Annotated in this window: 25 protein-coding genes; all 25 read right to left on the reverse strand. The window is 54.3% G+C overall.

What is annotated here, in order from left to right; genetic code table 11:
- Positions 1-169: 169 nt before the first annotated feature.
- The gene (locus ACOTZD_RS16465; protein WP_126501134.1) at positions 170-1,438 is read right to left on the reverse strand and encodes a Y-family DNA polymerase; all 1,269 of its coding nucleotides are present in this window, start codon (positions 1,436-1,438) and stop codon (positions 170-172) included.
- Positions 1,438-1,761 (reverse strand): hypothetical protein, encoded by a 324-nt coding sequence (locus tag ACOTZD_RS16470; RefSeq protein ID WP_126501133.1) that lies wholly within the window; start codon positions 1,759-1,761, stop codon positions 1,438-1,440. The genes ACOTZD_RS16465 and ACOTZD_RS16470 overlap by 1 nt, the downstream gene beginning before the upstream one ends.
- The gene (locus ACOTZD_RS16475) at positions 1,761-2,000 is read right to left on the reverse strand and encodes a hypothetical protein (RefSeq protein ID WP_022650864.1); all 240 of its coding nucleotides are present in this window, start codon (positions 1,998-2,000) and stop codon (positions 1,761-1,763) included. Before ACOTZD_RS16475 ends, ACOTZD_RS16470 begins: the two co-directional genes overlap by 1 nt.
- Before the next feature lie 82 nt (positions 2,001-2,082).
- Positions 2,083-3,396, reverse strand: a complete 1,314-nt coding sequence (locus ACOTZD_RS16480) for a phage tail protein (RefSeq protein WP_421636340.1) — start codon at positions 3,394-3,396, stop codon at positions 2,083-2,085.
- 59 nt (positions 3,397-3,455) lie between these two features.
- Positions 3,456-4,421, reverse strand: a complete 966-nt coding sequence (locus ACOTZD_RS16485) for a DUF6453 family protein (RefSeq protein WP_149912261.1) — start codon at positions 4,419-4,421, stop codon at positions 3,456-3,458.
- 1 nt (position 4,422) lies between these two features.
- A complete protein-coding gene (locus ACOTZD_RS16490) occupies positions 4,423-8,322 on the reverse strand; it encodes a phage tail protein (RefSeq protein ID WP_149912262.1) in 3,900 nt (1,299 codons plus the stop codon).
- Between the two features lie 55 nt (positions 8,323-8,377).
- Entirely contained in the window at positions 8,378-8,971 is a 594-nt protein-coding gene (locus tag ACOTZD_RS16495; RefSeq protein ID WP_047642171.1) for a tail assembly protein, read from the reverse strand.
- Entirely contained in the window at positions 8,959-9,690 is a 732-nt protein-coding gene (locus ACOTZD_RS16500) for a C40 family peptidase (RefSeq protein ID WP_149912263.1), read from the reverse strand. Before ACOTZD_RS16500 ends, ACOTZD_RS16495 begins: the two co-directional genes overlap by 13 nt.
- Positions 9,691-9,702: 12 nt before the next feature.
- Positions 9,703-10,473, reverse strand: coding sequence for a phage minor tail protein L (locus tag ACOTZD_RS16505; RefSeq protein ID WP_188348060.1), 771 nt, complete (start codon positions 10,471-10,473; stop codon positions 9,703-9,705).
- Positions 10,473-10,823 (reverse strand): phage tail protein, encoded by a 351-nt coding sequence (locus ACOTZD_RS16510; RefSeq protein ID WP_023295181.1) that lies wholly within the window; start codon positions 10,821-10,823, stop codon positions 10,473-10,475. The genes ACOTZD_RS16505 and ACOTZD_RS16510 overlap by 1 nt, the downstream gene beginning before the upstream one ends.
- Before the next feature lie 63 nt (positions 10,824-10,886).
- The gene (locus ACOTZD_RS16515; RefSeq protein ID WP_149912265.1) at positions 10,887-11,294 is read right to left on the reverse strand and encodes a hypothetical protein; all 408 of its coding nucleotides are present in this window, start codon (positions 11,292-11,294) and stop codon (positions 10,887-10,889) included.
- 76 nt (positions 11,295-11,370) lie between these two features.
- Positions 11,371-14,424 carry a phage tail tape measure protein gene (locus ACOTZD_RS16520; RefSeq protein WP_149912266.1) on the reverse strand — a complete coding sequence of 1,018 codons (3,054 nt, stop codon included), beginning with the start codon at positions 14,422-14,424 and terminating at the stop codon, positions 11,371-11,373.
- Complete coding sequence (locus ACOTZD_RS16525) at positions 14,424-14,711, reverse strand: DUF1799 domain-containing protein (RefSeq protein ID WP_022651625.1); 288 nt, start codon at positions 14,709-14,711, stop codon at positions 14,424-14,426. The genes ACOTZD_RS16520 and ACOTZD_RS16525 overlap by 1 nt, the downstream gene beginning before the upstream one ends.
- Positions 14,712-14,728: 17 nt before the next feature.
- Positions 14,729-15,067: a phage tail assembly chaperone gene (locus tag ACOTZD_RS16530; protein ID WP_016042143.1), complete on the reverse strand. Its 339-nt coding sequence runs from the start codon at positions 15,065-15,067 to the stop codon at positions 14,729-14,731.
- Positions 15,068-15,132: 65 nt separating this feature from the next.
- Entirely contained in the window at positions 15,133-15,924 is a 792-nt protein-coding gene (locus tag ACOTZD_RS16535) for a phage tail tip fiber protein (protein WP_225247914.1), read from the reverse strand.
- A gap of 143 nt (positions 15,925-16,067) precedes the next feature.
- Positions 16,068-17,000: a phage tail tube protein gene (locus ACOTZD_RS16540; RefSeq protein ID WP_149912267.1), complete on the reverse strand. Its 933-nt coding sequence runs from the start codon at positions 16,998-17,000 to the stop codon at positions 16,068-16,070.
- Between the two features lie 46 nt (positions 17,001-17,046).
- Positions 17,047-17,493 carry a phage tail terminator-like protein gene (locus tag ACOTZD_RS16545; protein ID WP_126501506.1) on the reverse strand — a complete coding sequence of 149 codons (447 nt, stop codon included), beginning with the start codon at positions 17,491-17,493 and terminating at the stop codon, positions 17,047-17,049.
- Positions 17,483-18,082, reverse strand: a complete 600-nt coding sequence (locus ACOTZD_RS16550; protein WP_126501504.1) for a hypothetical protein — start codon at positions 18,080-18,082, stop codon at positions 17,483-17,485. Before ACOTZD_RS16550 ends, ACOTZD_RS16545 begins: the two co-directional genes overlap by 11 nt.
- A gap of 2 nt (positions 18,083-18,084) precedes the next feature.
- Positions 18,085-18,438 carry a hypothetical protein gene (locus ACOTZD_RS16555; protein WP_149912268.1) on the reverse strand — a complete coding sequence of 118 codons (354 nt, stop codon included), beginning with the start codon at positions 18,436-18,438 and terminating at the stop codon, positions 18,085-18,087.
- A 1-nt stretch (position 18,439) separates the two neighbouring features.
- Positions 18,440-18,922: a DnaT-like ssDNA-binding protein gene (locus tag ACOTZD_RS16560; protein WP_111995326.1), complete on the reverse strand. Its 483-nt coding sequence runs from the start codon at positions 18,920-18,922 to the stop codon at positions 18,440-18,442.
- 2 nt (positions 18,923-18,924) lie between these two features.
- The gene (locus tag ACOTZD_RS16565) at positions 18,925-19,182 is read right to left on the reverse strand and encodes a hypothetical protein (protein WP_198479661.1); all 258 of its coding nucleotides are present in this window, start codon (positions 19,180-19,182) and stop codon (positions 18,925-18,927) included.
- A 39-nt stretch (positions 19,183-19,221) separates the two neighbouring features.
- Positions 19,222-20,358, reverse strand: a complete 1,137-nt coding sequence (locus ACOTZD_RS16570; RefSeq protein WP_126501500.1) for a P22 phage major capsid protein family protein — start codon at positions 20,356-20,358, stop codon at positions 19,222-19,224.
- Positions 20,359-20,374: 16 nt separating this feature from the next.
- Positions 20,375-21,127 carry a DUF6651 domain-containing protein gene (locus ACOTZD_RS16575; RefSeq protein WP_149912269.1) on the reverse strand — a complete coding sequence of 251 codons (753 nt, stop codon included), beginning with the start codon at positions 21,125-21,127 and terminating at the stop codon, positions 20,375-20,377.
- A gap of 320 nt (positions 21,128-21,447) precedes the next feature.
- Positions 21,448-22,554 carry a hypothetical protein gene (locus ACOTZD_RS16580; RefSeq protein WP_149912270.1) on the reverse strand — a complete coding sequence of 369 codons (1,107 nt, stop codon included), beginning with the start codon at positions 22,552-22,554 and terminating at the stop codon, positions 21,448-21,450.
- A gap of 1 nt (position 22,555) precedes the next feature.
- Positions 22,556-23,959, reverse strand: coding sequence for a DUF4055 domain-containing protein (locus tag ACOTZD_RS16585; protein WP_048218134.1), 1,404 nt, complete (start codon positions 23,957-23,959; stop codon positions 22,556-22,558).
- Positions 23,960-23,962: the final 3 nt, after the last annotated feature.

Consider the following 23,962-nt stretch of genomic DNA (forward strand, 5'->3'; position numbering starts at 1 on the left):
TTTCTGTACTGTATTAGACAATCCCATATCTTGCCCCTAAATCCCTTTAAACCTCAGCAATATTGGCACATTCTTCCTTCATTCTGCCATCTTTTCAACTACTAATTTTTTTGCAATCGCAATTCTTCGTCCCCTTCTGGAATAAAGCGGACCAAGACATCAAGAAAATTTATCGGACTCTAAGCAAATCTGAATATCTCGTGGTATATCGAGGCGACAGCATTTCACGCTTCATCTGCCACTGCTGCTGTATACCCTGCCCGGCAAAATAGAGCGTGCCCTTTCCGTCCTTTGCATTCAGGTGATCCAGCACTTCCATTAACTTCTCGCTACCAGCTCGAGGCGCACTGTCGTCAAACAGATTTAGCTGGGCCACGCCCTGGCTGAAGAAGTCGCCCAGCATGACACCCGCTTTCTGGTACCGGTGACCGTCCTTCCATATTTTGTCCAGACACTTTACCGCGGCATTGATGATGTCTCTGCTGTCCTGAGTTGGCGTGAGCAGCCTTACCGATGCGCTGTTTCCGTAATACGGCTCATTAAGGGCAAATGGAGAGGTCTTGACGAAAGCGGAGATAAAACGGCAGTACTGATGCTCACCACGTAGCTTTTCAGCTCCACGGGCCGCATAACTGCAAATCGCCTGCCGCATGTGTTCATAGTCAGTAATACGTTCGCCAAACGATCGGCTGCATACAATTTCCTGCTTTACCGGGGCGAACTCCTCCAGATCCAGGCATGGCTCGCCGCGCAGCTCCCGAACGGTTCGCTCCAGAACAACGTTAAAGTGTTTACGGATAATCCACGTGCTTTGTTCTGAGAGGTCTAGTGCCGTTTTGATGCCCATAGCGTTCAGCTTTTTGCTGATGCGCCGACCAACGCCCCAGACATCCTCTACAGGAACCAGTGCCAGTAGTCTTCGCTGCCGGTCGACGTTTGAGAGATCGACCACCCCGCCCGTCTGCCGCTGCCATTTTTTCGCAGCATGGTTAGCCAGCTTAGCCAGCGTCTTGGTCTGGGCTATTCCTACGCCGACTGTGAGATGTGTCCGCTGTAAAATAGTCGCGCGGATCTCTTTCCCGAACTCAGTCAGGTCACGGCAATTCCTTACGCCGGTAAGGTCGCAAAAGGCTTCGTCTATGCTGTAAATTTCCACACGCGGGCTCATTTCTTCCAACGTAGTCATCACCCGGCTGGACATATCTGCATAGAGCTCGTAGTTGCTGCTGAAGCAAACAACCCCAGCTCGCCGGAACAACTCCTTCTGCTTGAAGAACGGCTCTCCCATCGCTATCCCGGCAGCCTTTGCCTCGGCGCTACGTGCTATTACGCAGCCGTCATTATTCGACAGAACGACAACTGGCCGCCCGCGCAGGTCGGGTCTGAATACTGTTTCACAGCTTGCATAAAATGAGTTCACATCGACAAGGGCAAACATCACATCACCGGATTGTCGTCGTCATCCCTCGCATGATTGATGAAGAACGTCAGCCTACCCAGCACTTCCACTCCTTCAAGCGCTAATCCCTCAATCGCTTCACCATCATCCGTAATGAGCGCCTTGCCCATGAGTTTTGCAAATTGTGTGTGCCCGTCGCACAAAATTAACAACACATCTCCAGGTGTCTTTTTCGTTGCTGGCTCTATGACCGCAAACCCCACATCCGTTTCAAGCACCCTGCTATCAGCCCCCATGTTGCACAGAATTGCTGGGGTTAGTCGGCGCTCAATGTAGTCTGTTGCTGGTGAAGGAAATCCCATTAAAGAACCCTCCCCATGTTTCTCAGGATCCAGTACCTGTTGTCGCTACCGTCTGTCGTCTTGTCAGCGAAGCCTGGCTGATTGCGCTCTATCCATGCATTGGCGTCGGCTCGGGTGAAGTGCCAGTTAAAACCACGCAACTTTTCTATAAAGCTGTCTGTTCTCAGGTAGCGGTAGCCCTTTGGGTTAAGCTCTATGGCCGCAATAAAGGCGGCCTGTATATCTGAAATTCGGGGCATAATCTGCACTCCCTTTATTACTGTGTTTATATACAGTAGTTTCAAATGGAATGCAGATCAATTTGGGTTCGCCTATTAATTTTTAAGGCTGAATGTCCTCAGGCTGCTCTGTCAGTTCAAGAGAAGCTTCGGAAGCTCTTGTTTTCCAGATGCTATCCTCTGGCATATCGAGGCGAACGTCGATCCAGCTGTTGGCAGGAACATCTATAGGAGCCCCTTTCGTTTTAACAATTTCGCCTTCTTCGCTGAGTATGTATTTCCGCTTAAAAAGCCGAATCGTCAGCCCACCGCTTTCTGTCTGCTCTGCTTCAACAACACCCAGTTCCCCCATGCCGCCAGGGTCCATTGGCGGCAGCAGCTGCCAGCCTTCTGATGCCAGGCCTGCCGAACCTGTCAGCACATAAACACCAACATCGACCCGGGAAATTTTGATTCCTTCAGCTTCGGTGTTCGCAGTACCGCAGCCGCACCATGCAAAACCATCCTCGGATATATCCGTGCGCTGGTTCTCTTCCTGAGACTTAACAATGCGAGCAACAGGCGATGCCGCTTTTAGTGTGCCATCACTCGCCTTAGTTGTATTACCAGTGTCGTAACAGGTTCTCCATTGCCCATGTACACCACCTTCAAGTGAACGATGAATAATGCCATATGTTCCCCGGCCCGCTATCTGATAAGCATATGCATCATTTGCATGGTGTGAAATACTGACACCAAAAAGAACAACATTACCGCCCTGAAATGCACCATTTGAGTTTGAGTTGAATTGATTTTTTCCTGCAAGCGAATCCCATGATAAATTGAGCGATTTCCCACCAACACCGAAATCCCCCTCAGAAAGCATCTGTCCTGTCGAGCTGTAAGCATCCCGTGTCGCGCTACTTCCCAAATCGAGGTTTGTGCGAGCGCCAGCGGCATTCTTTGCGCCGGTCCCTCCCTGCTCAATGCTGAGAGCTGTTTTCAGCCCAGAAAGGCTGGTAATGTCGCTGTTATCCCCTTTCTTCGCCAGAGATTTTTGACCCGGCACGGTAACGACATTGCCGTTGATAGTGATGGTGACATCAGATGTCCCGTTCATTACATCAGCGAACCCGCTCATGTAGCGCTGGTACATCGTGAAGGTTTCAGCGATATCCTGCGCCAGACCATCCACGCTCAGACTGTCACTCAGAAGAATGGCAAATCGGGTTCCAGCGGGAACAGTTGGGTTAGCTGCTGGCGTTACGGTGAGACTTGTTGCGCTGCCGATGGTGGTAATCTGAAATACCTGCACAGGGCTGGTCATTGCAAAAACGGTACAGCCGTTACGAATAAGAGATCCAGCAGCAGTGAAGTTTGTGCCGGTACCTGTAAGGGTGTTTCCGCTGATGGCGATAGTGCCAGTACTATAAATCATGTTTTCTCCAGGCAATAAAAAACCCCGCCGGAGCGAGGTTGATTAAAAAGACAGTTTATTCAGACGTACATATCGGGTAGAACGGGAAGGTTCAGTGGCGTTACCGTGTCATTACCAAAAATTGCATACCGCTCGCGCCCCAGATATTTCCCACCCTGAACTGAAGCACTGCCGTTCTGTATTTTTATTCCGAACATTCTATACACGTACATGCCATTTACTTCGTGAGCCATCAGCCCGAATCTGCCCAGCGGAACATAGCCGCTGCCGATGCTCACGGCATTTTTCGAAGGTGTCCATAGCTGGTTGAGGTAGACGAAAGGCCGCTTTGTCGTCGAAAACGTGCAGGCCCCGGCTGCATTGAAGATGTTGAGCCCGGTGCCCGGCTCCGGCGCCACGCCACTGGCAAAGATGACAATATCTATCGTGCCGGTCGTTGGAGCATCATCGTTGGTGGATGGAGGGCTGAAGAACCTGACCGTGTTGCCATCGAAATCGACGGTGTTGCCGCTATTGCAGCGCCCAAAGACGATATATTTGGACTTGTCGTACCCCGCTATCGTGGGAACTGCCCAGCCGCCTGTGGGGACATTGACGGTCCCCTTCCAGATACACTGCCCTGACTGCGTGGCATTGGTTATTGAGGTGAAGTCAGTGCTGTTGCTGATGAGAAGACCCACACCACTACGCTGGCCTGACGGAAATATCTGCCAGAGGCTACCGGGGAACGTGTACGTACTTTCACGCTCACTGATGCTTACATCCTTCATCGTGGAGTTCTGCGTCACGCGGCCACCGGATATGGTGACCGAGTTCATTTTATGAAGCAGCCCTGAATCAAGATAAGCCGTCGCGTGAGGGATAAACAGCACCTGCGCCCCGGAAACATAACCGGCAACATCAGCGTACTTGGCTTTCTGGTAGCCACTGTCAAAGTTGGCCCCAAACGACGGGCATCGCAGGCCCGCAGTTATCTCCATGCGCTTTCCGCCGTCATTTAGTTCTATCAGTAGTCCTGTCGGCATTTTATGTCCACGTCCCCAGTACGATGCGGCCGCCACCCGGAATATTAATGGTTACGCCATTACCATTAATCACCGTTGTGTTGCCGGAGCCATTGAAAGAAAAATTACCGTTTGTGGCGTAAATCGAGCCGCGAACGGTCACGTTGTTAAACGTCGCGTAGCCAGATTTGTTGATGTGCCAGCCAACGTTCCCGGTGCCGTCCCAGGTTGAAGATTGGATATAGCTGCCGATCTTGGCGTTTCCAATCGTCCCGTCTCCAATGACCGTGTCCCGGATTATGGTCTGCCCGTTCTGGATAACGAACGGAAGCGTAACGGTCGCTCCTGCCTGGTGAGTAACGGCGAAGCGGTCAGCCAGGAAGATAACCTGCGACTGCATGCCGGACGGCGTATTCTCCACGCCGATCCCCATCCCTGCCGCGTAATACTGACCATTGCTGGATAACCCGACCTTGATACTGTACATCGCCTTCAGGTCCCCGTTAACGTTCGCGATGGCCTGAGCGTTAGTAGTAATGGCTGACGTATGCCCGTTGATGGTCGCCGTAATGCCGTTTATCTGCGTGGCCGTGGCCTGCTGGTAATCGGAGAACGTCTGGTTCAGGCTGTTGATGGATGCCTTGTTGCCGTTCACGTCAGTCTGCAAACTCAGCAGCGAACGCGCCGTTGCCTCCCTGTCGCTTGCCATGACGTTATCAATACGATCGATGCCGGCCTTGCTGTCACCGTACTGCGCGCTGAGTCTCACCTGCTGATCAACCTGCGCCAGCGTACTCGTTATTAGCGCGATAGCGTTATTCTGGATGCCGCCGCTGGCAGTATCGGTTCTTGCTCCCAGCTCCTCCAGGCGGGATGCCATTGATGAAGTCGTGTCGGTGACAACCTGTCGCAACGTGGTGATATCAGCAGTGTTTTGTGAGCTGGCTTGTTCAGCTGCATCTGCCTTACCTGATGCAGCATCAGCTTTACTCGAAGCCGAATCAGCTTTATCAGAAATGACCTGAGTACTCGCAGTGAGCTGATCAACAGCAGTAGCCCTTGCCTGAGCTTCATCTGACAGAGCCTGCCTTACCTCGGTAATTCCCGCTACGTTCTGCGCTGTTTTTGCCTCAAGACGGGTAACATCCGTTACGCGTGCCTCCGTCTCAGTAGCGATCACCTCCCGGAGCTGTTCGAAAGTCGCAGAGTTAGCGCCCTGTTGGGCTGTCTGGCGCACGACAACATCGGCAATAGCCAGCGCGTTTCCGATGATTGCTTCAGCGGTCTGCTTGTTCGAGCCAACCGCAGCAGCAAGGCCGTCTGCGTTCTCTTTGATTGCATCAGCCAGTTCTGCCAGTTTTCCGCTGCTGTCCACCGCGTTCTCGATCAAGTCTTTGAACGTATCGGAGCCTTTCATGTCCTCCAGGATTGCATCGGTGATATCGGATACATCGATGCTGGCCTGCCCGCGCACCCAGTCGGTCCAACCGCTCTGATTCCCGATCCTGTCGACAAGCCGCGCCTGGTACCAGAATTCCTGCCCCGCCTTCAGCCCCATTTGTTGATAAAGTTTCTGCGGATACGGTACAGATGCCAAAAGCATCGGATTCGAACCGTCAGCAGCAATGCTGTATTGCAGCTCAGTGCTCAGGGTGTCGCCGGTATTAGCCGGGAATCCCCAGGTGACGTTGATTCCGAATACGACGTCTTCGGAGGCTTTAAGCCCGACAGGTTTGGGTACATCACCCGCGCGTCCCTTCAGGTGTGTAAGCGCGGAAGTTGCCCAGAGACTCGATGCACCGCCGGAGTTGATCGCGCGTACACGGACCAGATAATCACCCTCGAAGATGCCAGGCACTTCGATATTGCGAAGACCGGTCTCCGGTACGTTAACCCACTCATTGTCGCCGCGCTTCCACTGCACCCGATAGGCTATGACATCCGCCTGTGGTTTGCCGTTCTTGTCGACCGGCGCATCCCAGGATGCCGTCAGGGTAGCCACTCGATGCCCCTGGCGCACTGCATCATAGCTCGCTACCACGATATTGGTCGGCTGGTTGACGAGGCCGGTTGGTATCAGACTAATTGGCGGCGTGTCCAGGCGGGCATTGTTATCGACCGCATCATATTTTGATGCATTATATTCGGCCCCGGTGACTGTGAAGGTGTTTTCTTCATCATCAAATTTCAGGTTCGTAACGCGGAAGTATTGCAGGCGCAACTGCCCGGCATCGATGACGAATACAGCGTTGGGTAACGGCTCTGCCGTGAAAGGCGTGGCGACCACCAGCTGCGTGCCGTTTACGGCCTGGATCACCCTGCTTTCAACGGTACCGCCCCGTGTGCGGATCATCAGTGTGTCACCCGCAACGGCACTGGTTCCCCGATCGGTTGTCACAGCCTTCAACCCGGCGTTATATCCGGTTATACGCCCGCCATAAACACGCCCTGAAAGGCGTTCGTCAGCAAATGCAAACACGGTACCCGGCACGTAGACATAGCCATCAAGCCCGGTCTGTAGCGTAATAATCCGGTCGAGTGAGTTGGAATACACCGCCCACCCGCCACGGCGCTGTGCTTCGCTCTCGCGCGTACAGCCGATTGCGGTGATCTGCGTCTGTTTAAACTTGAACTGCTTAACCAGGTCCGGGAACATCACTGCTGTTGTGCGGTCCTGATAATGATTGTCAGGGTCGCTGAAGTTAATCAGCGCGCTGGAGAAGCGGGTCTTTTCACTGCCGCTCGAGTAAACCGGTTTGCCCACCACCGAGGCGCGGGTAAGGATTTGCAGCTTCGACGTATCCGCCGGCATGTCCGAGACAACATTAAACATGTTGTTGCCCCAGAACGTCATGCCATTGAACCCTGCGGCGATGTCTTTGATTACCTGCCACGCATCTGCCTGCGACTGGATGTAGACATCAAACATGAAGCGCGGCTCGGTACCGTCACCACCCTTCCCGTCAGGTACTTTTTGATCGCAACGCTGGGCAATACGGTAAAGCTCCCACTTATCCAGCATCTGCGCCGTGACGCGTCGGCCAAGACCGAAACGCGGCTCAGTGAGCACATCGAACCAGATCCATGCTGGGTTATTCGTCCAGCCCCACTTAAACGTCCCGTCCCATGTGCCGCTATAGGTTCTGGCTATCGGATCGTAATTCGAAGGGATGCGGATAATGCGCCCCTTAGGCTTACAGGAAACCTTCGGGATATTGTTGAACGATTTGGCGTTGAACGACACATACAGCAGCGCCGTATGGGGATAACGCAGGCGCGCATCAATCACCTCAGTGATTGCCTGTACCTGCGTTTTATTCTGCAACATCTGGCTGGTGCTGTCGTCGGTGTCGCGTACCACGCGGATCTGCCAGCCTGTACTGGCTTTCGGAAGATTAATGCGATGGGTCAGTTCATAGAGAGAACTGAGTTTCTCTGTCACGGTTCTTGTCATGACCGTAGAGAACGCACCACCATCTACAGCAAGATCGATATGGTACTTTACGGTAGTGCCGACAATATCCCCGTCGTTTTCCTGCTGCTGCAAACCCGGAATACCAATGCGAACGAGCACAGCGTCAATCTGGGTGTTACTCAGCGCGCGCGTCCAGGGCGTGGCTTTTGTCAGCGATACGCCAACCGTAGTTTCGTTCTCCACTGCGGGAAAACCCGGAATCGGCGTCTGGGTCTGTGTTCCCGGCCGAAATTCCCAGGAAACGTTTTCAAAGTTCATCGTTCCGTCGGCGTTTCCCAGCGGCGTACCGTCCAGGAAAATGCTGGTCGCATCCAGACCACCAGCAAACTCACCTTCCCCGAGCGCCAGCAGCATGCGGCAGCGCGCCATTGACTGCGCCGAATCAGGCTGTTCTACAGGTGTGTGCTGCTTCTGGCTGCCACCCTTTGCACCAGTGATCGCTTCCATATTAAATCCATAAAAAAAGCACCCGACTGGGTGCTTGATATTCAGAAAGGTGTTATCAGATGTCTTCGGCGACTATGCCAGCGCTGATGATGGCGCCGCCAATCTCGCGGACGCCATAGAGAAGCGCGACCGGGTTTCCCATCGCAAGGGTATTCACTGAGCCACCAAAGGCATAAGAGGGTTTATTGTCAGGGTCGTCTCGGCCCTGTAACCCTTTGGGCTGGGGCGAAAGCATCTGGTAGATACCGCCGGCCATCATTGACGCGCCCGACATCGCAAGGCCTGTGCCAAACGTAGCTAAAGCACCGGAGCTAAAGTAAGAAATTGCGATACCAGCCACCACCATTACAGCGCCCAGGATGGTCTGAAATACTCCGGCTTTTTTCGAACCTTCCATAATCGGCGCAATGCGGATATCACTGTCTCCTGTCAGCTCCTGGAAGTCCTGAGTGCCGATATTCCTTTTTCCGCGGAACACGGCGAAGGTCATGCCGTTTTTTTTGGCATTCATCAGGTAGTCTTCCAGCCCGTCGAAGTTGATACACAGGGCTTTGACCGCTTCGGCAGATGTCTGAACTGCCAGTTTGTGCACGCGCCCGAACCGCGCGCCCAGTGCGCCATACAGACGAATGGTGGTTAAACGCGCCATGGCTTTATCTCCTGCGGCAGGTTTTTGTGACGAACGCAGATCATCGTGCGGTCTTTGAAATAGCCTCGGGCATACGGGGTAATGCAGGAAGGCTGGCCGTAAAGGTGATGGAGCAGTTCACCTTCTTCAGTGATGATGCCCGCATGGTTCCACTTATCGGAATCAACCTGCATGATGACCATACAGCCTGGTGCCGGATCGCACTCGACGAATCCTTCCCGCTCCCAGTTTTCGAAATAGAGATTGTCCGGGTACTGACTTTCCCACCACGGGTAATCGACGCGGAAATCGTTCAGCGTGACGCCCTGAATGGCGTGCCAGTCCATAATCAGCCCCCAGCAGTCATTCGAACCCAGGATAAACGGACGTCCGATAAGCGGCACCGCCTCCGGCATTATCTCGGCGTATTCATCCCTGTCCGGTGAGTAAATACCCCAGATCACGCCGGAGTTATTGCACTGCTGGCGGTCGAGATCGGACGGTATAGGCCGGGCACCGTCGCCCGGGTGGGAGTGGATGACGCGAATAATCGTCCCGATATCTTCGGCGTTAGCCCAGTGCTCGCCGTCGATGCGAAAATGCTCTGTCGGATTTTCGTGCGTATTCGGCACGGGAATGTAGCGCTGGCGACGGCCAGACTGAATAACGAAGCCACAGCACTCACGCGGGGATTCCTCCAGTGCATGCGCCCGGATAGCTGCCATTATGGTTTTATTCATTGGTACGTCCGGTTATCGGATAAAGAGAACGGTTGCCGGGAAGCCACCAAAATCGAGGATTGCCGCGTCAGGGTCTGCCAGGCCAGCGCCAAATCGTTTACGGCAGTCACTGAGGCAACCGCCACACACATCAAGGGCAGGATCTGATACTGGGTTTCCTTTAGCGTCGAAATACGCAGTGCCGTTATAGGTGCATCCATCGCCGCTGCGATACTGACCGCGCAGCGCCCATTCACAAAGCGATGTGATTTGTCGGGTGGGGATCACAAGGCTCTGCAAATCGGCTGGGCTGCTGAGTGCCCAGGTAACCACCTCATCATCTTCGGAGGTTTTGGTGTCAAGCCAGAAGGTCTGAAGTGTGAACATTGACGAATCAGCTGTCGGGTTTACGCCACCAGGGTAATTTACGGCATCGAGATAGACCGCATAGGTATCGATAATGCTCACTTTTGCGTTAACCATGTCCTTAAATTGCAGACACAGCGCAGTGATATGGCCGTCAAGGTTTGAGACGCTGAGAGTGGGCTCCGCCGCCTGGTCTGTTGAAAGCTCCAGGCCTGAAACCTGAAACGGCCAAAAATCGTAGGTGTTGCCACCGAAGACGATTGGCTTGGGTCCAAGCCTTTCTTCATCTCCATTGGCAGCATCAATTTCTTCCGGTGTATGGGGGAAAGGTGCGTAGTGGAATCGGTGAATCCCGCCACTGAACTCTGAGGCGTCAACTTCAACCAGGCGGACCCTGCCACCCGGCGCCAGCATAGCCGCCTGATCGACTAATGCCATTATGCGTACACTCCGTAAGCCCGTTTGATGGTGAACGTCAACTCAGCATATTTGCTGCTGATCTGCGTTTTACGAACCGAATCGGCTACGACGCGGTAAAGCCCCTTTTCTTCACCTGGTGGCGTAATGATGAAAGCCTTCACGGTATGAGCAAGGAGGAAATCACGAATCCTGTCCACTTCCGATTCGGCGCCTGTGTGCTTCATAGGGATCTGAATAGCCGTGCTGTTAATACCGTTGTCAGCAACCTGCTCATAGCCATCACCGAACTGTGCCGCGCGTACTGCCTGGCTATATTCAATCGCACCAGCACCGAGCTGCGAGCGCCAGCTGTATGTATCAACTGCCATATTTACTCCATAAAAAAACCCGCCGAAGCGGGTTGTGTCTGTAGTTTGACAGGCGAATTAAAGTCAATCAGGGTAAATAGCAAAATCACCTACTGATCCAAGTCCTATTCTATAACTAATTGTTTTACCCTCGGAAACCTTGCCAAATTGCGCCGTTAGGCCGCCATAACAAGCCCCTGTGCCTTGCGCACCGAAAACATGATCACCAGGGCTCAGAAATAGCGTAACTTTTTCTCCTGCCTCAAGATCAGCAATTGGCTTACTGTCAGCGAATACCCTTACAGAGCACAAGCTACCTCTCAACCCGCCATCCCGTTTTATAATGACCTGACCACTTCCATCCCTGTTGGTTGTAAAAGATGGGTCAATTAAACGCTGGGCCGGAACCTCTTTGGCCTGCTCATTAGATATAGGTTTGGTGGCACACCCAGACAAAATGATGATGCCCATGACCAAAATAAGATTCTTCATGTCCCTATCTTCCCTCGGTGAAAGCTCGGACTAATCCTAACAGTATTCGGTCAATGGAAAAACCCGGCGAAACTGGCTACCTGCCTTTACTGAAGTTATAGATCATGCCGCCTGGTTTCAGGTGCTTCTGGATAACCTGCAACGCAGCGTTCTGCATTTCATCGGCGAGCGCACGGCCCATAGCATCACCAGAACTGGAGGTATGAGCCGTTGCCGAACCACCAGCATCGACGTTAACCGTGGTGTTAATGACCGGAGCCATGCCACCACCGCCCTGAGCGCGCACTCCCAACCGTCCGGCAGAATCTTTTGCCAGTGGCATGATCGCCTCCGCTCCTGCTTCAGCAAATACGCCCCCTTTGGCGAATTTAGACGCTCCCTGGAAGGTAAAATACTGAGGAGTATCGTATACACCGTTGACATACTTGCTTAGGCCCGGCGATTCATAGACACCGCCTTTAGCATTAAAGGTTAGCCCAGCAGCAGCGTTAGCATATGATCCGCCAGGAGTACTGCCGCCTTTACTGCCACCGTTTATCCAGCCCATCGCGGCCTGTACTGTATAGGCCACTATAAGTTGGTTGGTTATCTCGAGGATCATCTTGAGCATAGATTTGCCGAACTCTTTAACTGACGCGGTGCCAGTTGTCATAAGTTCAGTCAGCATGTTGCTCAAGCCGGTCAGGGTGGAACTGGCGACGTTCTTCACGGCATCATAGGTATTCGTGGCGGCGTCAAGATATTCATTCCAGCCAGCAACAGCCCCTGCTTTCCAGTCGCCACGTAATTTGTCCTCTTCGGCATAATATTTCCTGAGAGCCGCCAGTTCTTTTTTATAACCGGCATCGTCAAGCTTACCGCCACCGTTGAGCCAGCCCTGGCGAAGCTGCGCCTCTTCCATTATGCGCTGCGTTTGCCGACTGCTGAGGCCTGCACTGTCGCGCAATGCATCGGTTTTTTCCGACATCTGCGTGACGTATTTATTCGCCTGCTTCGCCAGGCCGTTAATCTTCTGCTGCGCCTCTACTTCCTTATTCTTCTGATCAACCACCTTGGCGGCGTTCAGAATGGCCTCACGGCTCGACAGTAAAGATTTCTCCTGAGCAGTCAGCGCGCGGGTTTTGGCAGCTTCATCCAATTCAGCAAATCGAGATTGCTGTTTACTGAACTCGGTATTTTTAGCGTGGGTTTCGCCGGTTTGTCGGAGGGTCTCGAGCGTTTCAGTTAACGTTCTGGCCTGGGCGCGGTAGTTCTCCAGGGTGCGATCGCCAGCTTCCAGAGTGGCTTTCGCCTCTTTGGTCTTTTTGGCTGAGTCTTCGGCAAGCTTCGATACCGCATCCCTCGATTCGCGGCTCGAGCCACCCTCCCCTTTAACGGTGACACCTCGCGCTTCGGCTTCATAGCTCGCCTGTGCGTTGGGGGCAGTTACGCGTTTCCAGAGTTCATCGTAGCGTTTTTTATTCGCCGCGATCTCTTTGTCAGCTTCAGCCCCGGCCTTCTTCATGGCTTCTACATCCATGCCGAGGAAATTAGCCAGCGCCCCGCCACCAGGAATTTTCTCTGCCCAGCCAGCGATTGTGCCAGTGAATTTGGCGTCCAGTGAAGTAATGTTGAGGAAGAGGTCTTTAATCGAAGCTTTAACAAGTTCGAAGATATCGATGATCTGGTTTCCCCAGGCGCGCACGGTAACACCTATCTCACCAAAGGTGTCAGAAGCGCTCTTCTTCAGGCTTTCCCATGTTCGACCGATATTATCGGTCGCGTTGTTGGTCTCCTCTGCGCGCTTTGCCATGACGCCAGCAAACAGGTTAATGGCTTCGGTAACAGCCGCCTGCTCACCCTTCTGCTTACGAAGCTGGATGATGTGCTTAATCATGGCCTCATCAACGAAACCATATTGCTCATTGAGGCTGGCCAGCCCTTTAACCGGGTCGCTGACAATTTTGCCGAAGTCGGCCATTGCCGTTTTGGTATCGTTTCCGGCCTTACCCATGAGGGTGATGGTCGTTGCGATCTGCTTCATCTGGCTGGCGGTATATTTGCCAGTATCGTTCAGCGTAACCAGCGTATCGACGGTGGAACTGATCGATGTATTCGTCTTGCCGGCCACCTCCTCAGCAGCTTCGTTGAGCTGCTGCATTGAAGCAAAGCCAGCCCCTCCCATCATAATGACCGAGCGGGCCACCAGGTCGAATTGCTCTGATGAATTATATGCTGCGGCAGCCAGCAGGCCGATTGTGCCAATCAGACCACCAAGTGCGATCGTGGTTGGGTTAATCATGCCAGCCATGCTGCGGATGTATTCGCCGACGCCAGACAGCGCCCCCTGAACCGAGCCGAACTGGTCTTTAATCTGCCCGCCCTGTTGCAGCAGGATCAGGAACGGAGACTGGCCGCCAGCCAGCTGCGTAGCGATATCGGTGAACTGTGCCGGAAGCGTACGCATCGCTGCGCTGTACTGGCCAACAGAGATTCCAGCGCGCCGGGCAGCAGCTTCCTGCCGGGATAGCGCCTCTGGCAGTACGTCAGCGACACCAGAGAGGCGCTCACGCGTCTGGTTAAGGATTGTGTTGAAGTGCTCGAACTGCGCGCCGTTAATGCGCCCTGCTTCGAAATGGGCTACCAGCTGTGCGTGCTGTTCATCCAGTGAGTTGAACGCACGGATTGTCGGGTCGATGGAACCCAGCAGGTTCTTTAACGCTGCGGACTGCTTCTCTGCCGCCTGGGTAGCGGCTAATTCGGCCTGAGCGCGCGCCGCGGCTTCTCCGGTATCGGTCAGCTTGAGACGGGTGTCGTCCAGGATTTTGTTGTAAGCCTGAAAGGTCTCGGTATCCAGGAAACCTTTGACCTGAAATTTCCGCAGTGATTCTTGCTGCTCATCCAGGCGGTTTAAGGCCTTGGTAACCGGATCGATATTCTCCAGCAACCCCTTGAGCGCGTTCTGCTGCTCCTTAATACCTTCACTACCCTGTTTCGCAGATTCAGCGCCAGCGCGAAACACGCTATTCAGATCATCTGCTTTATCTACAGCACCGGCCGCCGCCTGGCCGAGTTTATCCAGTTCGTTGCTGGCTGTTTTCAGGTCAGAAACATCGGCCCGCAAAGTAATCGAGGCGATCTGGTCTGTCATTATTTCGTCTCCTTATGCATTACCTTGAGAGCCTCACTTTCCATAATCTGAAGATCAGCCATGCAGGTCGCCGCATCCTCAACCCCGTGTAACTCGAACATCCAGGGGAGAACGTTGTAATCCAGTCCAGTGGCCCCGCTCGCGCCGACGCGCCACTGGGTTGCCAGGGCAGAGAAGATGGTGAAAGACTTCCACACAGAGGGAAGGATCCCCACCTCTTCCTCCACGTCCTCAGGCGTCAAACCAAAAGCGCTCAGCTCCGCGAGCGTCGGTCCCGGCGTATACAACGCTGCGGCGACCTGCCTCAGTTTTTTTCGCGAATCCCCATCAGCTCTTTGGTGTACGCCATGCCGATGCTGTCAAAAGCACGCGGATAGTTTTGCAGGAGAACAATAACGTTTTCGCGGGTAAACTCGTCAGGAAGAGCCCATCCTTCGACAATTTCCATGAGATAGTCAGCTTGCGGCTCGATAACAGCCTTTTTACCTTCCGCAGCCTTTTGCATCTTCGCATCCATGGAACGCAGCTCTTCAAGCGTTTTATGGCGGAAAGTGAACGTCAGCTTGCCGTCTTCGGCACCAGCGCGTGGAATGCTCGCGGTTACAGAAAAAGTTGGGTTGGGGATCAGAGAAAATTTGGTCATTTCGGTTCCTTAGAAAACAAAAACCCGCCGTAGCGGGTTGAATATTCGTGTGCGTGATGGGGGGGTTATCGTTTGAACAGCAGACCGCCTGGCTTGAGCGCCTTTCGGAGAGCATCGTTCACCGCATCGTGCATCGCCTGTTGCAACCCAACTACTGAAGCTGTTTGCGCATCAATCTTTGCCTGGAGGGATGCGAACAAATCGCTTTCACGCACAGCATCAATGACGGCCTGCTTCGTTTCATCGCCAAGCGCGATATTTATCTTCGCTTTTGTTACGACGGCGTTTCCGATAATTGATTGAGCGGTTTCATGCACCGTATAGCGATCAGCCATAAACTCAACGTTGCTCTGGCCATCTTCAACACCGATGGTCATGCCAGCTTCGTGTGATTTGCCAACGTTGTTGATATTCAACTTCACGTTATAGTTCGTAGACAATACGCCACCGCCAATCAGCGCTTCGTGGATGTAAGCCTTGCCGGTTTTATCGACAAACCAGCCACCTTTAAGGCCATGAAGTGCGCAGCTGTTACGGATCTCTTCGTCCAGCGCCTCTACAATTTCTCCGACATCGACAGAAGAAACCCCTTCGACCCAGTCACTGGCTCGCCAATCTCGTGCTGAGCCATCCTCTGCAATTGGACGCAGGCGCACCTGCAATCTCTCACCAGCTTTGAGGCCGGAAATAAGGCATACGGTAGCTGGCCAGAAGATGCGTTCTTTCATAAGTCGGCCATCTTCATGAAGGTATTGCAGTTCTAGCACCGCGCAGCCACCCGGCCATTTCCATTCGACGTCCACACCAAAAGGTTTGGGAGTGGTTTTTACGTAAGGGACGATTGAAGGTTCTGACAATTTAATTTTCCTTTTAGACGTGAGCCTGTCGCACGGCAAATCCGCCGAAAGTTAACGGTTTGCCCAGGCTCACAGCTGAAAGACTTTCTTCGATGTGCGCGTGCGATGCGCATAAAAAAGCCCGGCGTACCGGGCCTGATTAGTTAGCTGATCGTGACAGTACACGCAGCCGAGGTGATGGTTTTGCCCGCGGCGTCGGTGACTTCACAGGTGTAAACGCCAGCATCACCGGATGCGACAGACGAAATGTTGAACGTCGATGCGGTTTTGCCCGGAATAGCGGTGCTGCCTTTCTTCCAAACGTAGGTGTAAGGTGCTGAGCCGCCCTTCATTACCACCGCCAGATCCAGCGCTGCGCCTGTAGCAACCGATTTGGTGGCCGGCAGGTCGGTCAGGAACGCCAGCGGCGTCACGGATGAATCGGCGATCGGGTAAATCTGCATGTCCGATTCGAAGTTCATGCGCGCCTCGTTACTTTCCACAGCGTTGATTTCCGTGCGCGGAACGCGCTGGAACGAGACTTTGGCTGAGTAGAAACGATCGGCTTTGCCGCGTGGGTTATGGAACCAGACCGCGGTGGTGTCGCTGGATTCATCGAGGTCAATGAGGCGTTTGTAGATCGCCAGTTGAGGGTCATGTGCAAAGGTGTAAACCTGAACCACCGCGTTTTTAAACGTTGGGATAGTTCGCGCTTTGTCATCTTCCAGGAACTGCACGCTGATATTCTGCTGGTCACCACCTTCAGTTGACAGTGTCATCACCTGAGGCATGGTGATCCATGAGTCGATTTTGCGCAGCGTGCCCGCGCCAGTGCCTGCCGGGAATTTGGTGGTGTCGGTAGTATCGAATGCTTCCAGCACGATTTTATTACTGGTCACCGATTTGACGCGCAGCACCATATTATCGAGCTTTAACCAGCCGGAACTCACCTGAACTACGTCACCGGCCAGAATGCCGGAGGCCGATGCAACGGTCAGTTCGCATTCCGTCGCGTTAGAGGCAGCGGTAAAGGTGATTGGGGCTTGATAGGCCTTGGCCACGTTCACACGCGAGCCGTTAGGGATTGCGAATGCCATAGCACTCTCCTGAATTTAGCTAATAAAAAACCCGCCATCTGGCGGGTCAGTAGTCAGCGCGGTACTGCATGCTGACGGGAATGGTGTAGGTTATGGAGCCACTGGACCCGTTGGGCGCCGAGGTTGGCCGGTCCTGGATGGGTTGTCTCACCTGCGGCGGCCCATTGATGTAAACCGTCAGATTACCGTCCACCAGCGGCAGTCCTTCAGGGAAAGCATCTGCCACCGACTGGGCCAGCCCTCTCGCCTGAGTCACGCCTGATCCTGCGGTAGTAATGATGTTTACCTGTAATATCCCCTGATAGGTACGCATCAGACCTTCTATGTCCTGACCTACAGTTTGTGCAGGTAAAACATAAACACGGGCGTATGGCGCATCCGGTGGATCGAATACGATATTCGGCCAGGCGATCGGCAAGCCGAGAGAGGCCGAGATTATGGCTACCCGGCTCTCCAGCAGGTCAGCTATTCGCATGGACTGATCACCGACCATTGCGTACCTCGCTCATTGCCTCTCGGAAATATTGCGCAGCATCCAATGCGGTCAGTCCGACCATGCCGCCGGGCGCCTGATTCGAATGACCATTCTCCAGCGCCTGGGCATATGGCAGGTTATTGGTAAAGTAAATCGAGTTCACCTGCCCCACCCGGAACACTTCAAGCACCGCCAGCCCGCGGGTGTTGGAACCCTGCCCGGAAGCATCTGGGGTATCGTTCGTCTCTGTAGGCTGGCTGTCGAGCCCCACATACCAGTTATTTTTGAATCGCCCCCCGACATAACCCTCTGGCTTTTTGATGTCCATCGAATCGTTGACACGCAGGCCTCGCCTGAGCCGCCCTGCTTTTGTAAGGTTGGCCGGATCATCACGTAGCGCCGCGTTATGCTCTCGCACGGCGGTGTTATAGGCTGATGCCGTCTGGTTTACCTGCCAGATTTCTGGCTGCCCGACAGGTGACATGTCCACCAACCGCCCGAGGATTTTGATACCCGTCCGGCGGACCGCCTCCTCAATCTCCTGCTTTGAACCTTCTACGAACAACTGAATGGCAGCCAGGAACGGCTGATTTGCAGAACTGGTCATAATCAGGTCCTCAGCTGGATGTTATAGGAAATCAGCACGCCTGCGGGCTTAACCGGATTCGGCTGAACTACGCGCCACTTTTTGCCGTCGATATCAATGAGGTCGCCAATGAGCACTTCCGTTTCAAACGTGGCCGCCAGTTTCTTATCGCCCGTAGCAATCAGTGAACCGTCGATTTCACGCGTGGAGTATTCGGTGATAACGCCGGTAACGGTCGCTGTAATTGGCTCGGTGATAACCTCTTTCCCGTACTGATCGCGGGTGGTAGTACCTCCGCGAGTCAGTTGGTAGGCTTTGCCGTTCTCCGTCAGCAGCCGCGTTGCCGTGGCGCGCATGCGGCGATAGTCGATTGCCATGCTACCCCCTTTCGATCCGGACCTGGTTGCCGCCGACCACAAGCCCGCGCAGCGAGGAATAGAACCAGGGGAATGATGGAGTAGCCTTATTCGTTCCCGGCTCGTACTGCACAGAGACCGCCCCTTGTACGCTCTCAGCTATGACCGCGCCGCCACCGGAGACCGACGGCGTGAGATCAATCTCCTGCGACTCGATAGCCAGGCGGCATTGGGCATCAATCAGGCGCTGTGGAATAGCATCATCCGGCAGGTCCACGCCATCGAAGCGTACGCCGGAGCGCGGCCAGGATAGAGGCTGAGATGCGCTGGAGCGCTGACCACGCCAGGACCTTCCTTCCAGAAAGTCCATCGACTGCATCAGCATCTGGCTACACTCGCCATCTTCGGCAGGAATGGTGTATCCGCGCGCAGCGGCAAAGACCCGCAGGTCGGACACGCTGGCGTAGCTGTTAAAGTCCGGCGAATGGGGATCGGCAACCAGCATGGTTATTCCTCCAGACGCCAGTCCAGCGCCAGCCAGTTATCCACTTCAGCAGGGTGAACATCAGCGCGCAGCGGACCGCCGGGGAACTCTGGGATATCACGCACCATGACCACCAGCTCAATACCTGGCTGTTCCTGCTGCTGTTCCTGCTGCTGTTCCTGCTGCTGTTCCTGCTGGGCAGGGTTATTATCAGCGGTCTGCTGAGCTGCAAGCTTTTCCGCTTCACGCTGCGCGCGCTGCTCTTTTGTTAATCCGGCCATCGGGCCTCCTGAATAACAAAGGGGCCGAAGCCCCCTGGGTTAACCCATGATGATGGTGGAATGTTCAGGCTGAACGGAGGCCACACCCCACGCCACACCAACCTCGTAACGCACCTGACGGTACTGGCGGTACAGCGCGATCTGGAAGGTAATACCAGAGACCGGATCGGTTACGTTCATCACGTCATCAGCGGTATCGCCGCCTTTTGGCATGGCCGGGGTACGGCAAGCCAGCAGGAATGCGTTACGGTCAAAGGCAACGTTTGGCACGAACTCGCTCAGCACAGTGACAGTCGCCTGATCTGGCAGATCCTGACGCAGGCCAGGTGCGCCGATGGTGATAGTCGAAGAGGTTGCCGCTACGACCATGTACTGGTTGTCATCGCCATCGAACTTCACTGCGGTCCCGGCAGCAATACCGCCAGTACCAGCAGAGATAGCAATAATGATGTCGCCCTCTTTCTTCTCACCATTGACCTTATAGCCCGCCGCCGTGCTTTTCGCGGTGCGTTTGATGTTGGCGGATTCGTGCAGGTTAAAGCCCATCACACGACCAATGATGCCTTCACGCAGCAGCTGATCGGTACCGGCTTCGTTCGCTTTGAACAGTACGGACTGTTTACCACGGATTGACGCCATCGCTTCGCCGCCCAGTACCATGCGCAGGTCAGTGGTTGGTGCGCCGTTATCAGTCAGCACCTGACGAGCGTTCGCCGCATCAGACAGGTCGTCTTTGACACTGAACGGTGTATCTTTTGGCGCACCGACAGCGCGGGAAGACTTATAAGCCAGCGATGCCAGGTCAGCATCCATTTCGTTGCTCAGTGCGCGGAACGCCTGAGAAAACTGGTCAGCCAGGACAACGTCATAAGTGCCTGATGGTCCGATGGCAAGCTGCTCTTCACCATTCCATTTGACCGGGGCCATTTTGGATTTGGTGATTTTCACGTCCACGGTACCAATGTTCTGATCACCGTCGTTTGGCGCGGTTGCCGCCGGAGTGATATCAACGGTGGTGGTTTTTGGTGCTACCGGTGCGGTCACGGTTTGGTCTTTGGCCGCGGCATCGGCTTTAGCGTTACGGGCCACCGCCGGGATAAAGCCCACCTGCTCACGGGATACGCGGTTCAGTGCCGTGTAGATGGTCGGGATCAGGCCAGTCAAAGTGTTGGACATTTATTTTTCCTTTCGATTAATCAACGATGCTCGTGCCGCCGCCAATCGCAGCCTGTTGTTCAGCTGGTGGCAGGGCGTCAAAAGCAGCGCGTTTCATGGTTTTCTGCCCAGCCTGATGCTGCGACTGGTGAGAACCACCGCCGCTGTTGCCGGACGCTTTGAGGATGTAGTCTTTCTGCGGGTGCGACTCGACCAGAGATTCCAGCGCTTCATCGAAGCTGGCCAGCTCGCCGGGCTTGGTGCGGGAGAACACCTTATTGCCCTGGCCGTCGTAGGCCACAACCTTGCCGTCTTCGATTTTGAAGTTCTGCCCGAAGTACGAACGCACGAACTCACTGGGGATCGCCATCTTCTCGGAGATGAATTTGGAGCCACCAAAGCGGCCGCCGATCATCTCGTCGTAGAGTTGAGTTTCCAGTTGCTGGGTCTTGCTGTTCGCCTCTTCGAGTTGCTGTTGGAATACTTTGGTAATCTCCGCCTTTACCTGGTCAACGGCACCAGCATCGATCAGTTTTTTCTGGTCGATTTTGGTCATCATTTCCAGGGCTTCGAGCGCCTTGGCCGGGTCGGTGATGCCAGAGAATTTCGCGAGATTGGCTTCCGCCGCTTCCTTCGCTTCACGGTGAGTTTTCGCCTCACCATTCAGGGAGGTGATTTTGGTCATCGCTGCGACCGCATCGAACGGGATTTCTTTGCCATCATCATGGATGTACACAGGCATACCGTTTTCAACGACCACATTTCCGTTAGCATCAAGTTTCAGTTTCATTATTTTTGCTCCAGCCTTCCGGCCATACGTAATGGGTCATCCGACCCGGGCACCGCGTCGCATCCGCTCAGCGGCAGGCATAAAAAAAGCTGCCCGGAGGCAGCCTGTTAGATAAATTCGATGGTTATGTAACCGCGCAGCTTGCGGGAGTAAATTTCACCCCGCTTTCGCTTGTGGATCCGTAACGGGTGTGGATGAATACAGGCTATACCACGTTTGACATCAGCCCATACACAGCTCTTTATCTCATTGCCATTAACGAACACCCTTCGCCTTCCACGACCATCTCCAACGTAGTGAAAATCTTCGTTACGCATACCCTATTCCTCAAACGCCGACGCATCCACGCGGCGCAGTTCGTCCAGGGTCAGAAACTCCCCGGCATCATTGAACATCTCAGGCACGGTGATTTTGCCGTCACGCAGCATCCGCGCGCGAGTAACGCCCAGCACCTGCTCCTGCCGTGCGTACGGTTGCCTGACGAGCCATTCGGCATAGCTGGTATGCGATGGCACCTGTCCATCCATCGAAGCGCGTGTGGCGCTGCTCAGTTCGCCAGAGGCTATCTGCAATTCCTCCCACGATTTAGTGATCAGAATTTCGCATGAGCGACAGCAGAAATGAATTTTGCCGGGCCCGCGCAGATATGGGATTGCATGGCCCAGCGGCTTACCATCGAGCGAATAGAGTTTGCGATCTCGGATGATGCACCACTGGCTGGTATGGGTGTCCAGCGTCGAAGACCACTGCTTGGCCTTTACGATATCGCTGTTGGCCAGTGCAAATTCCTGGCGCGCTGTAGCGGCCACATGGTTCACCGCCGTGCGGGTTACTACTGCAAGGTCACGACGTGAAACATTTATAACCCCGTCCTGGCGGTGGAGTTGCGGCGTGCCGGCGACCCGCTTCACAATCTGCTCGACGGTTTCACCCTGAAGAAATCCGGTGCGCACGGCACTGGTAATTTTTTCCAGACGATCCGATTCGAGTTTCTTGCCCCACTCTTTCAGCAACCTCCCCTGGAACGGCTGCGCCACCGCAGCAGCGTAGACCTGTTCCGGGACAATGCTTTGCAGCGGGACGTGCTTAAGCACCTGACCGGGAATGAGGCTGCTGAACAGGTCAAACTGATACCCGGTCTCATAATCAGCGTAACGCGTCAGTTCGCGCATCAGAGCAACATTGACCGATTCGTAGGCCTGCTGGTTTAGATCGCGCACACCAGCCAGTAGCGATGCAAGGCGACGCGCGCTGTAGGTATCAGCGCGCTTACCCTCCAGCAGAACAAGCAGCCGGGCAGCCAGATCAGCATCCATCCTGTTAAGCAGCCCCACCATTCGTCGGGCAACACCCGTCCCGTAGCGCGTCACGTAAAGTCCGTGAGCTATGGTCTCGTCCTGCAATCTGTCGTTTACCGAACGAGCCATATCACACCTCGCCCGGTGGCGGTTCAGTCAGAGATGCTGACTCAGCAAGCAACTCGCTCAGAACCACATCGGGATCCGCGTCGGCATCAATCAGGTTGAGTTTTTGCAGGGCTTTGATTGCATCGATACGGCGAAGGTCACCGCCCTGACGCAGCGACTGAATGGCCATCGCCGCTGGTGGATTAAACTCTTTCGACTCGACATCAAGCTCGGTGCGCACGTCAACGTTGCCGCCTTCCGCTTCACCGATGTACTCAGCCATGATTTGCAGGATATTGTCGATCGCATCTTCGAGACTTGTCGCCATGGTATAGAGCGGTGACTGCTCCTGCATTTTCTCTTCTGAGGTCTGGTCTACCGATTTAGTTGAGGTGTTTTCGGTGCGCAGCAGCTTCGCACCCGCCTGTCGCATCTGCTCCACCAGCTCTGCCAGCGACTCTTTGCCGGCACCGATGGAGGAACCTGTGTGCTCGACGTACTCCAGACCCTGCCTTTGCCGATCGGAGAATGAAGTGGCAGAGGATGAGCCAATCACAAGTTCTTGCCCCTCTTCCAGCCCGAACACCGTAAGCAACGGCACCCGGGCGACATGCAGAATGTTGTCCTGCTCGCTCTGGCTCTGCCAGTGCTTGATATTCAGCAGAGCCATGTTGAGAAGCGGCGGTGAACCACACATAAATCCGGTGCGTTTGGTGTAGAGCGTGACCAGAGTGATATCCTGGCGGGATGTCTGCCACCCATCGAATAGCGCCCAGTTCGCGGCACCGTCAGCATCCTTGGCCTTGCGGTAAATTTCCACCTTTCCAGGTGTCAGGTACCGAATTTGCTCGACCTTAGTCTGCCCGAAGTCGTCGCCGTCTTCGACCACAACCTCTTTGATACGCAGCGCAGTCAGCACCACTTTGCCGTCCACCATTTTCGACTTCCAGCCAATTACCTGGCGTGGATTGAGCATGGTGACATAGGGGCGCGCGCCGGTAGCTTTCTCTTCAGCTTTGGTTTTCACCTTTTCGGTGTCCACCCTGGGATAATCCACCAGCGCGTGGGAGAGGCCATACTGCATCGCCAGACCGAAGAATGCCTGCGCCCATACGTCCAGGCGCGTCCCTTCAAGGTCGAAGTTTTTCGCATACTCTCGCAGCTGATCCGGCACATTCTCGGCAAGCTTAATGGGCTCGGCGAATACACGCCCGATGTTTTGCTTAATGGTCTCTTCGTAGGCTGGCAGAAGCGTGGCCACGGCCAAACGTTTTTTGTAGTCCTCCCTGTCTTCTTTTGGCCAGCGCGGTAGATATTGCTCGCCCAGCTGTCGCATATAGAGCGTGCCGCCCATCAGGGCATCGTTGATATCCCACGCCTCGACCATGTTCCCATAGTCCAGATTGGGTGTTGAAATGTCAGGCATGGA

This window comes from Enterobacter cloacae complex sp. SHL022 (assembly GCF_049237785.1).
GTDB classification, from domain to species: Bacteria; Pseudomonadota; Gammaproteobacteria; order Enterobacterales; family Enterobacteriaceae; genus Enterobacter; species Enterobacter hormaechei_C.

Bases quoted from the DNA above. Each gene is read 5' to 3' on its own strand.
- ACOTZD_RS16465 (WP_126501134.1), bottom strand. From the start codon at position 1,438: ATGTTTGCCCTTGTCGATGTGAACTCATTTTATGCAAGCTGTGAAACA.
- ACOTZD_RS16470 (WP_126501133.1), bottom strand. From the start codon at position 1,761: ATGGGATTTCCTTCACCAGCAACAGACTACATTGAGCGCCGACTAACC.
- ACOTZD_RS16475 (WP_022650864.1), bottom strand. From the start codon at position 2,000: ATGCCCCGAATTTCAGATATACAGGCCGCCTTTATTGCGGCCATAGAG.
- ACOTZD_RS16480 (WP_421636340.1), bottom strand. From the start codon at position 3,396: ATGATTTATAGTACTGGCACTATCGCCATCAGCGGAAACACCCTTACA.
- ACOTZD_RS16485 (WP_149912261.1), bottom strand. From the start codon at position 4,421: ATGCCGACAGGACTACTGATAGAACTAAATGACGGCGGAAAGCGCATG.
- ACOTZD_RS16490 (WP_149912262.1), bottom strand. From the start codon at position 8,322: ATGGAAGCGATCACTGGTGCAAAGGGTGGCAGCCAGAAGCAGCACACA.
- ACOTZD_RS16495 (WP_047642171.1), bottom strand. From the start codon at position 8,971: ATGGCGCGTTTAACCACCATTCGTCTGTATGGCGCACTGGGCGCGCGG.
- ACOTZD_RS16500 (WP_149912263.1), bottom strand. From the start codon at position 9,690: ATGAATAAAACCATAATGGCAGCTATCCGGGCGCATGCACTGGAGGAA.
- ACOTZD_RS16505 (WP_188348060.1), bottom strand. From the start codon at position 10,473: ATGGCATTAGTCGATCAGGCGGCTATGCTGGCGCCGGGTGGCAGGGTC.
- ACOTZD_RS16510 (WP_023295181.1), bottom strand. From the start codon at position 10,823: ATGGCAGTTGATACATACAGCTGGCGCTCGCAGCTCGGTGCTGGTGCG.
- ACOTZD_RS16515 (WP_149912265.1), bottom strand. From the start codon at position 11,294: ATGAAGAATCTTATTTTGGTCATGGGCATCATCATTTTGTCTGGGTGT.
- ACOTZD_RS16520 (WP_149912266.1), bottom strand. From the start codon at position 14,424: ATGACAGACCAGATCGCCTCGATTACTTTGCGGGCCGATGTTTCTGAC.
- ACOTZD_RS16530 (WP_016042143.1), bottom strand. From the start codon at position 15,067: ATGACCAAATTTTCTCTGATCCCCAACCCAACTTTTTCTGTAACCGCG.
- ACOTZD_RS16540 (WP_149912267.1), bottom strand. From the start codon at position 17,000: ATGGCATTCGCAATCCCTAACGGCTCGCGTGTGAACGTGGCCAAGGCC.
- ACOTZD_RS16545 (WP_126501506.1), bottom strand. From the start codon at position 17,493: ATGGTCGGTGATCAGTCCATGCGAATAGCTGACCTGCTGGAGAGCCGG.
- ACOTZD_RS16550 (WP_126501504.1), bottom strand. From the start codon at position 18,082: ATGACCAGTTCTGCAAATCAGCCGTTCCTGGCTGCCATTCAGTTGTTC.
- ACOTZD_RS16555 (WP_149912268.1), bottom strand. From the start codon at position 18,438: ATGGCAATCGACTATCGCCGCATGCGCGCCACGGCAACGCGGCTGCTG.
- ACOTZD_RS16560 (WP_111995326.1), bottom strand. From the start codon at position 18,922: ATGCTGGTTGCCGATCCCCATTCGCCGGACTTTAACAGCTACGCCAGC.
- ACOTZD_RS16565 (WP_198479661.1), bottom strand. From the start codon at position 19,182: ATGGCCGGATTAACAAAAGAGCAGCGCGCGCAGCGTGAAGCGGAAAAG.
- ACOTZD_RS16570 (WP_126501500.1), bottom strand. From the start codon at position 20,358: ATGTCCAACACTTTGACTGGCCTGATCCCGACCATCTACACGGCACTG.
- ACOTZD_RS16575 (WP_149912269.1), bottom strand. From the start codon at position 21,127: ATGAAACTGAAACTTGATGCTAACGGAAATGTGGTCGTTGAAAACGGT.
- ACOTZD_RS16580 (WP_149912270.1), bottom strand. From the start codon at position 22,554: ATGGCTCGTTCGGTAAACGACAGATTGCAGGACGAGACCATAGCTCAC.
- ACOTZD_RS16585 (WP_048218134.1), bottom strand. From the start codon at position 23,959: ATGCCTGACATTTCAACACCCAATCTGGACTATGGGAACATGGTCGAG.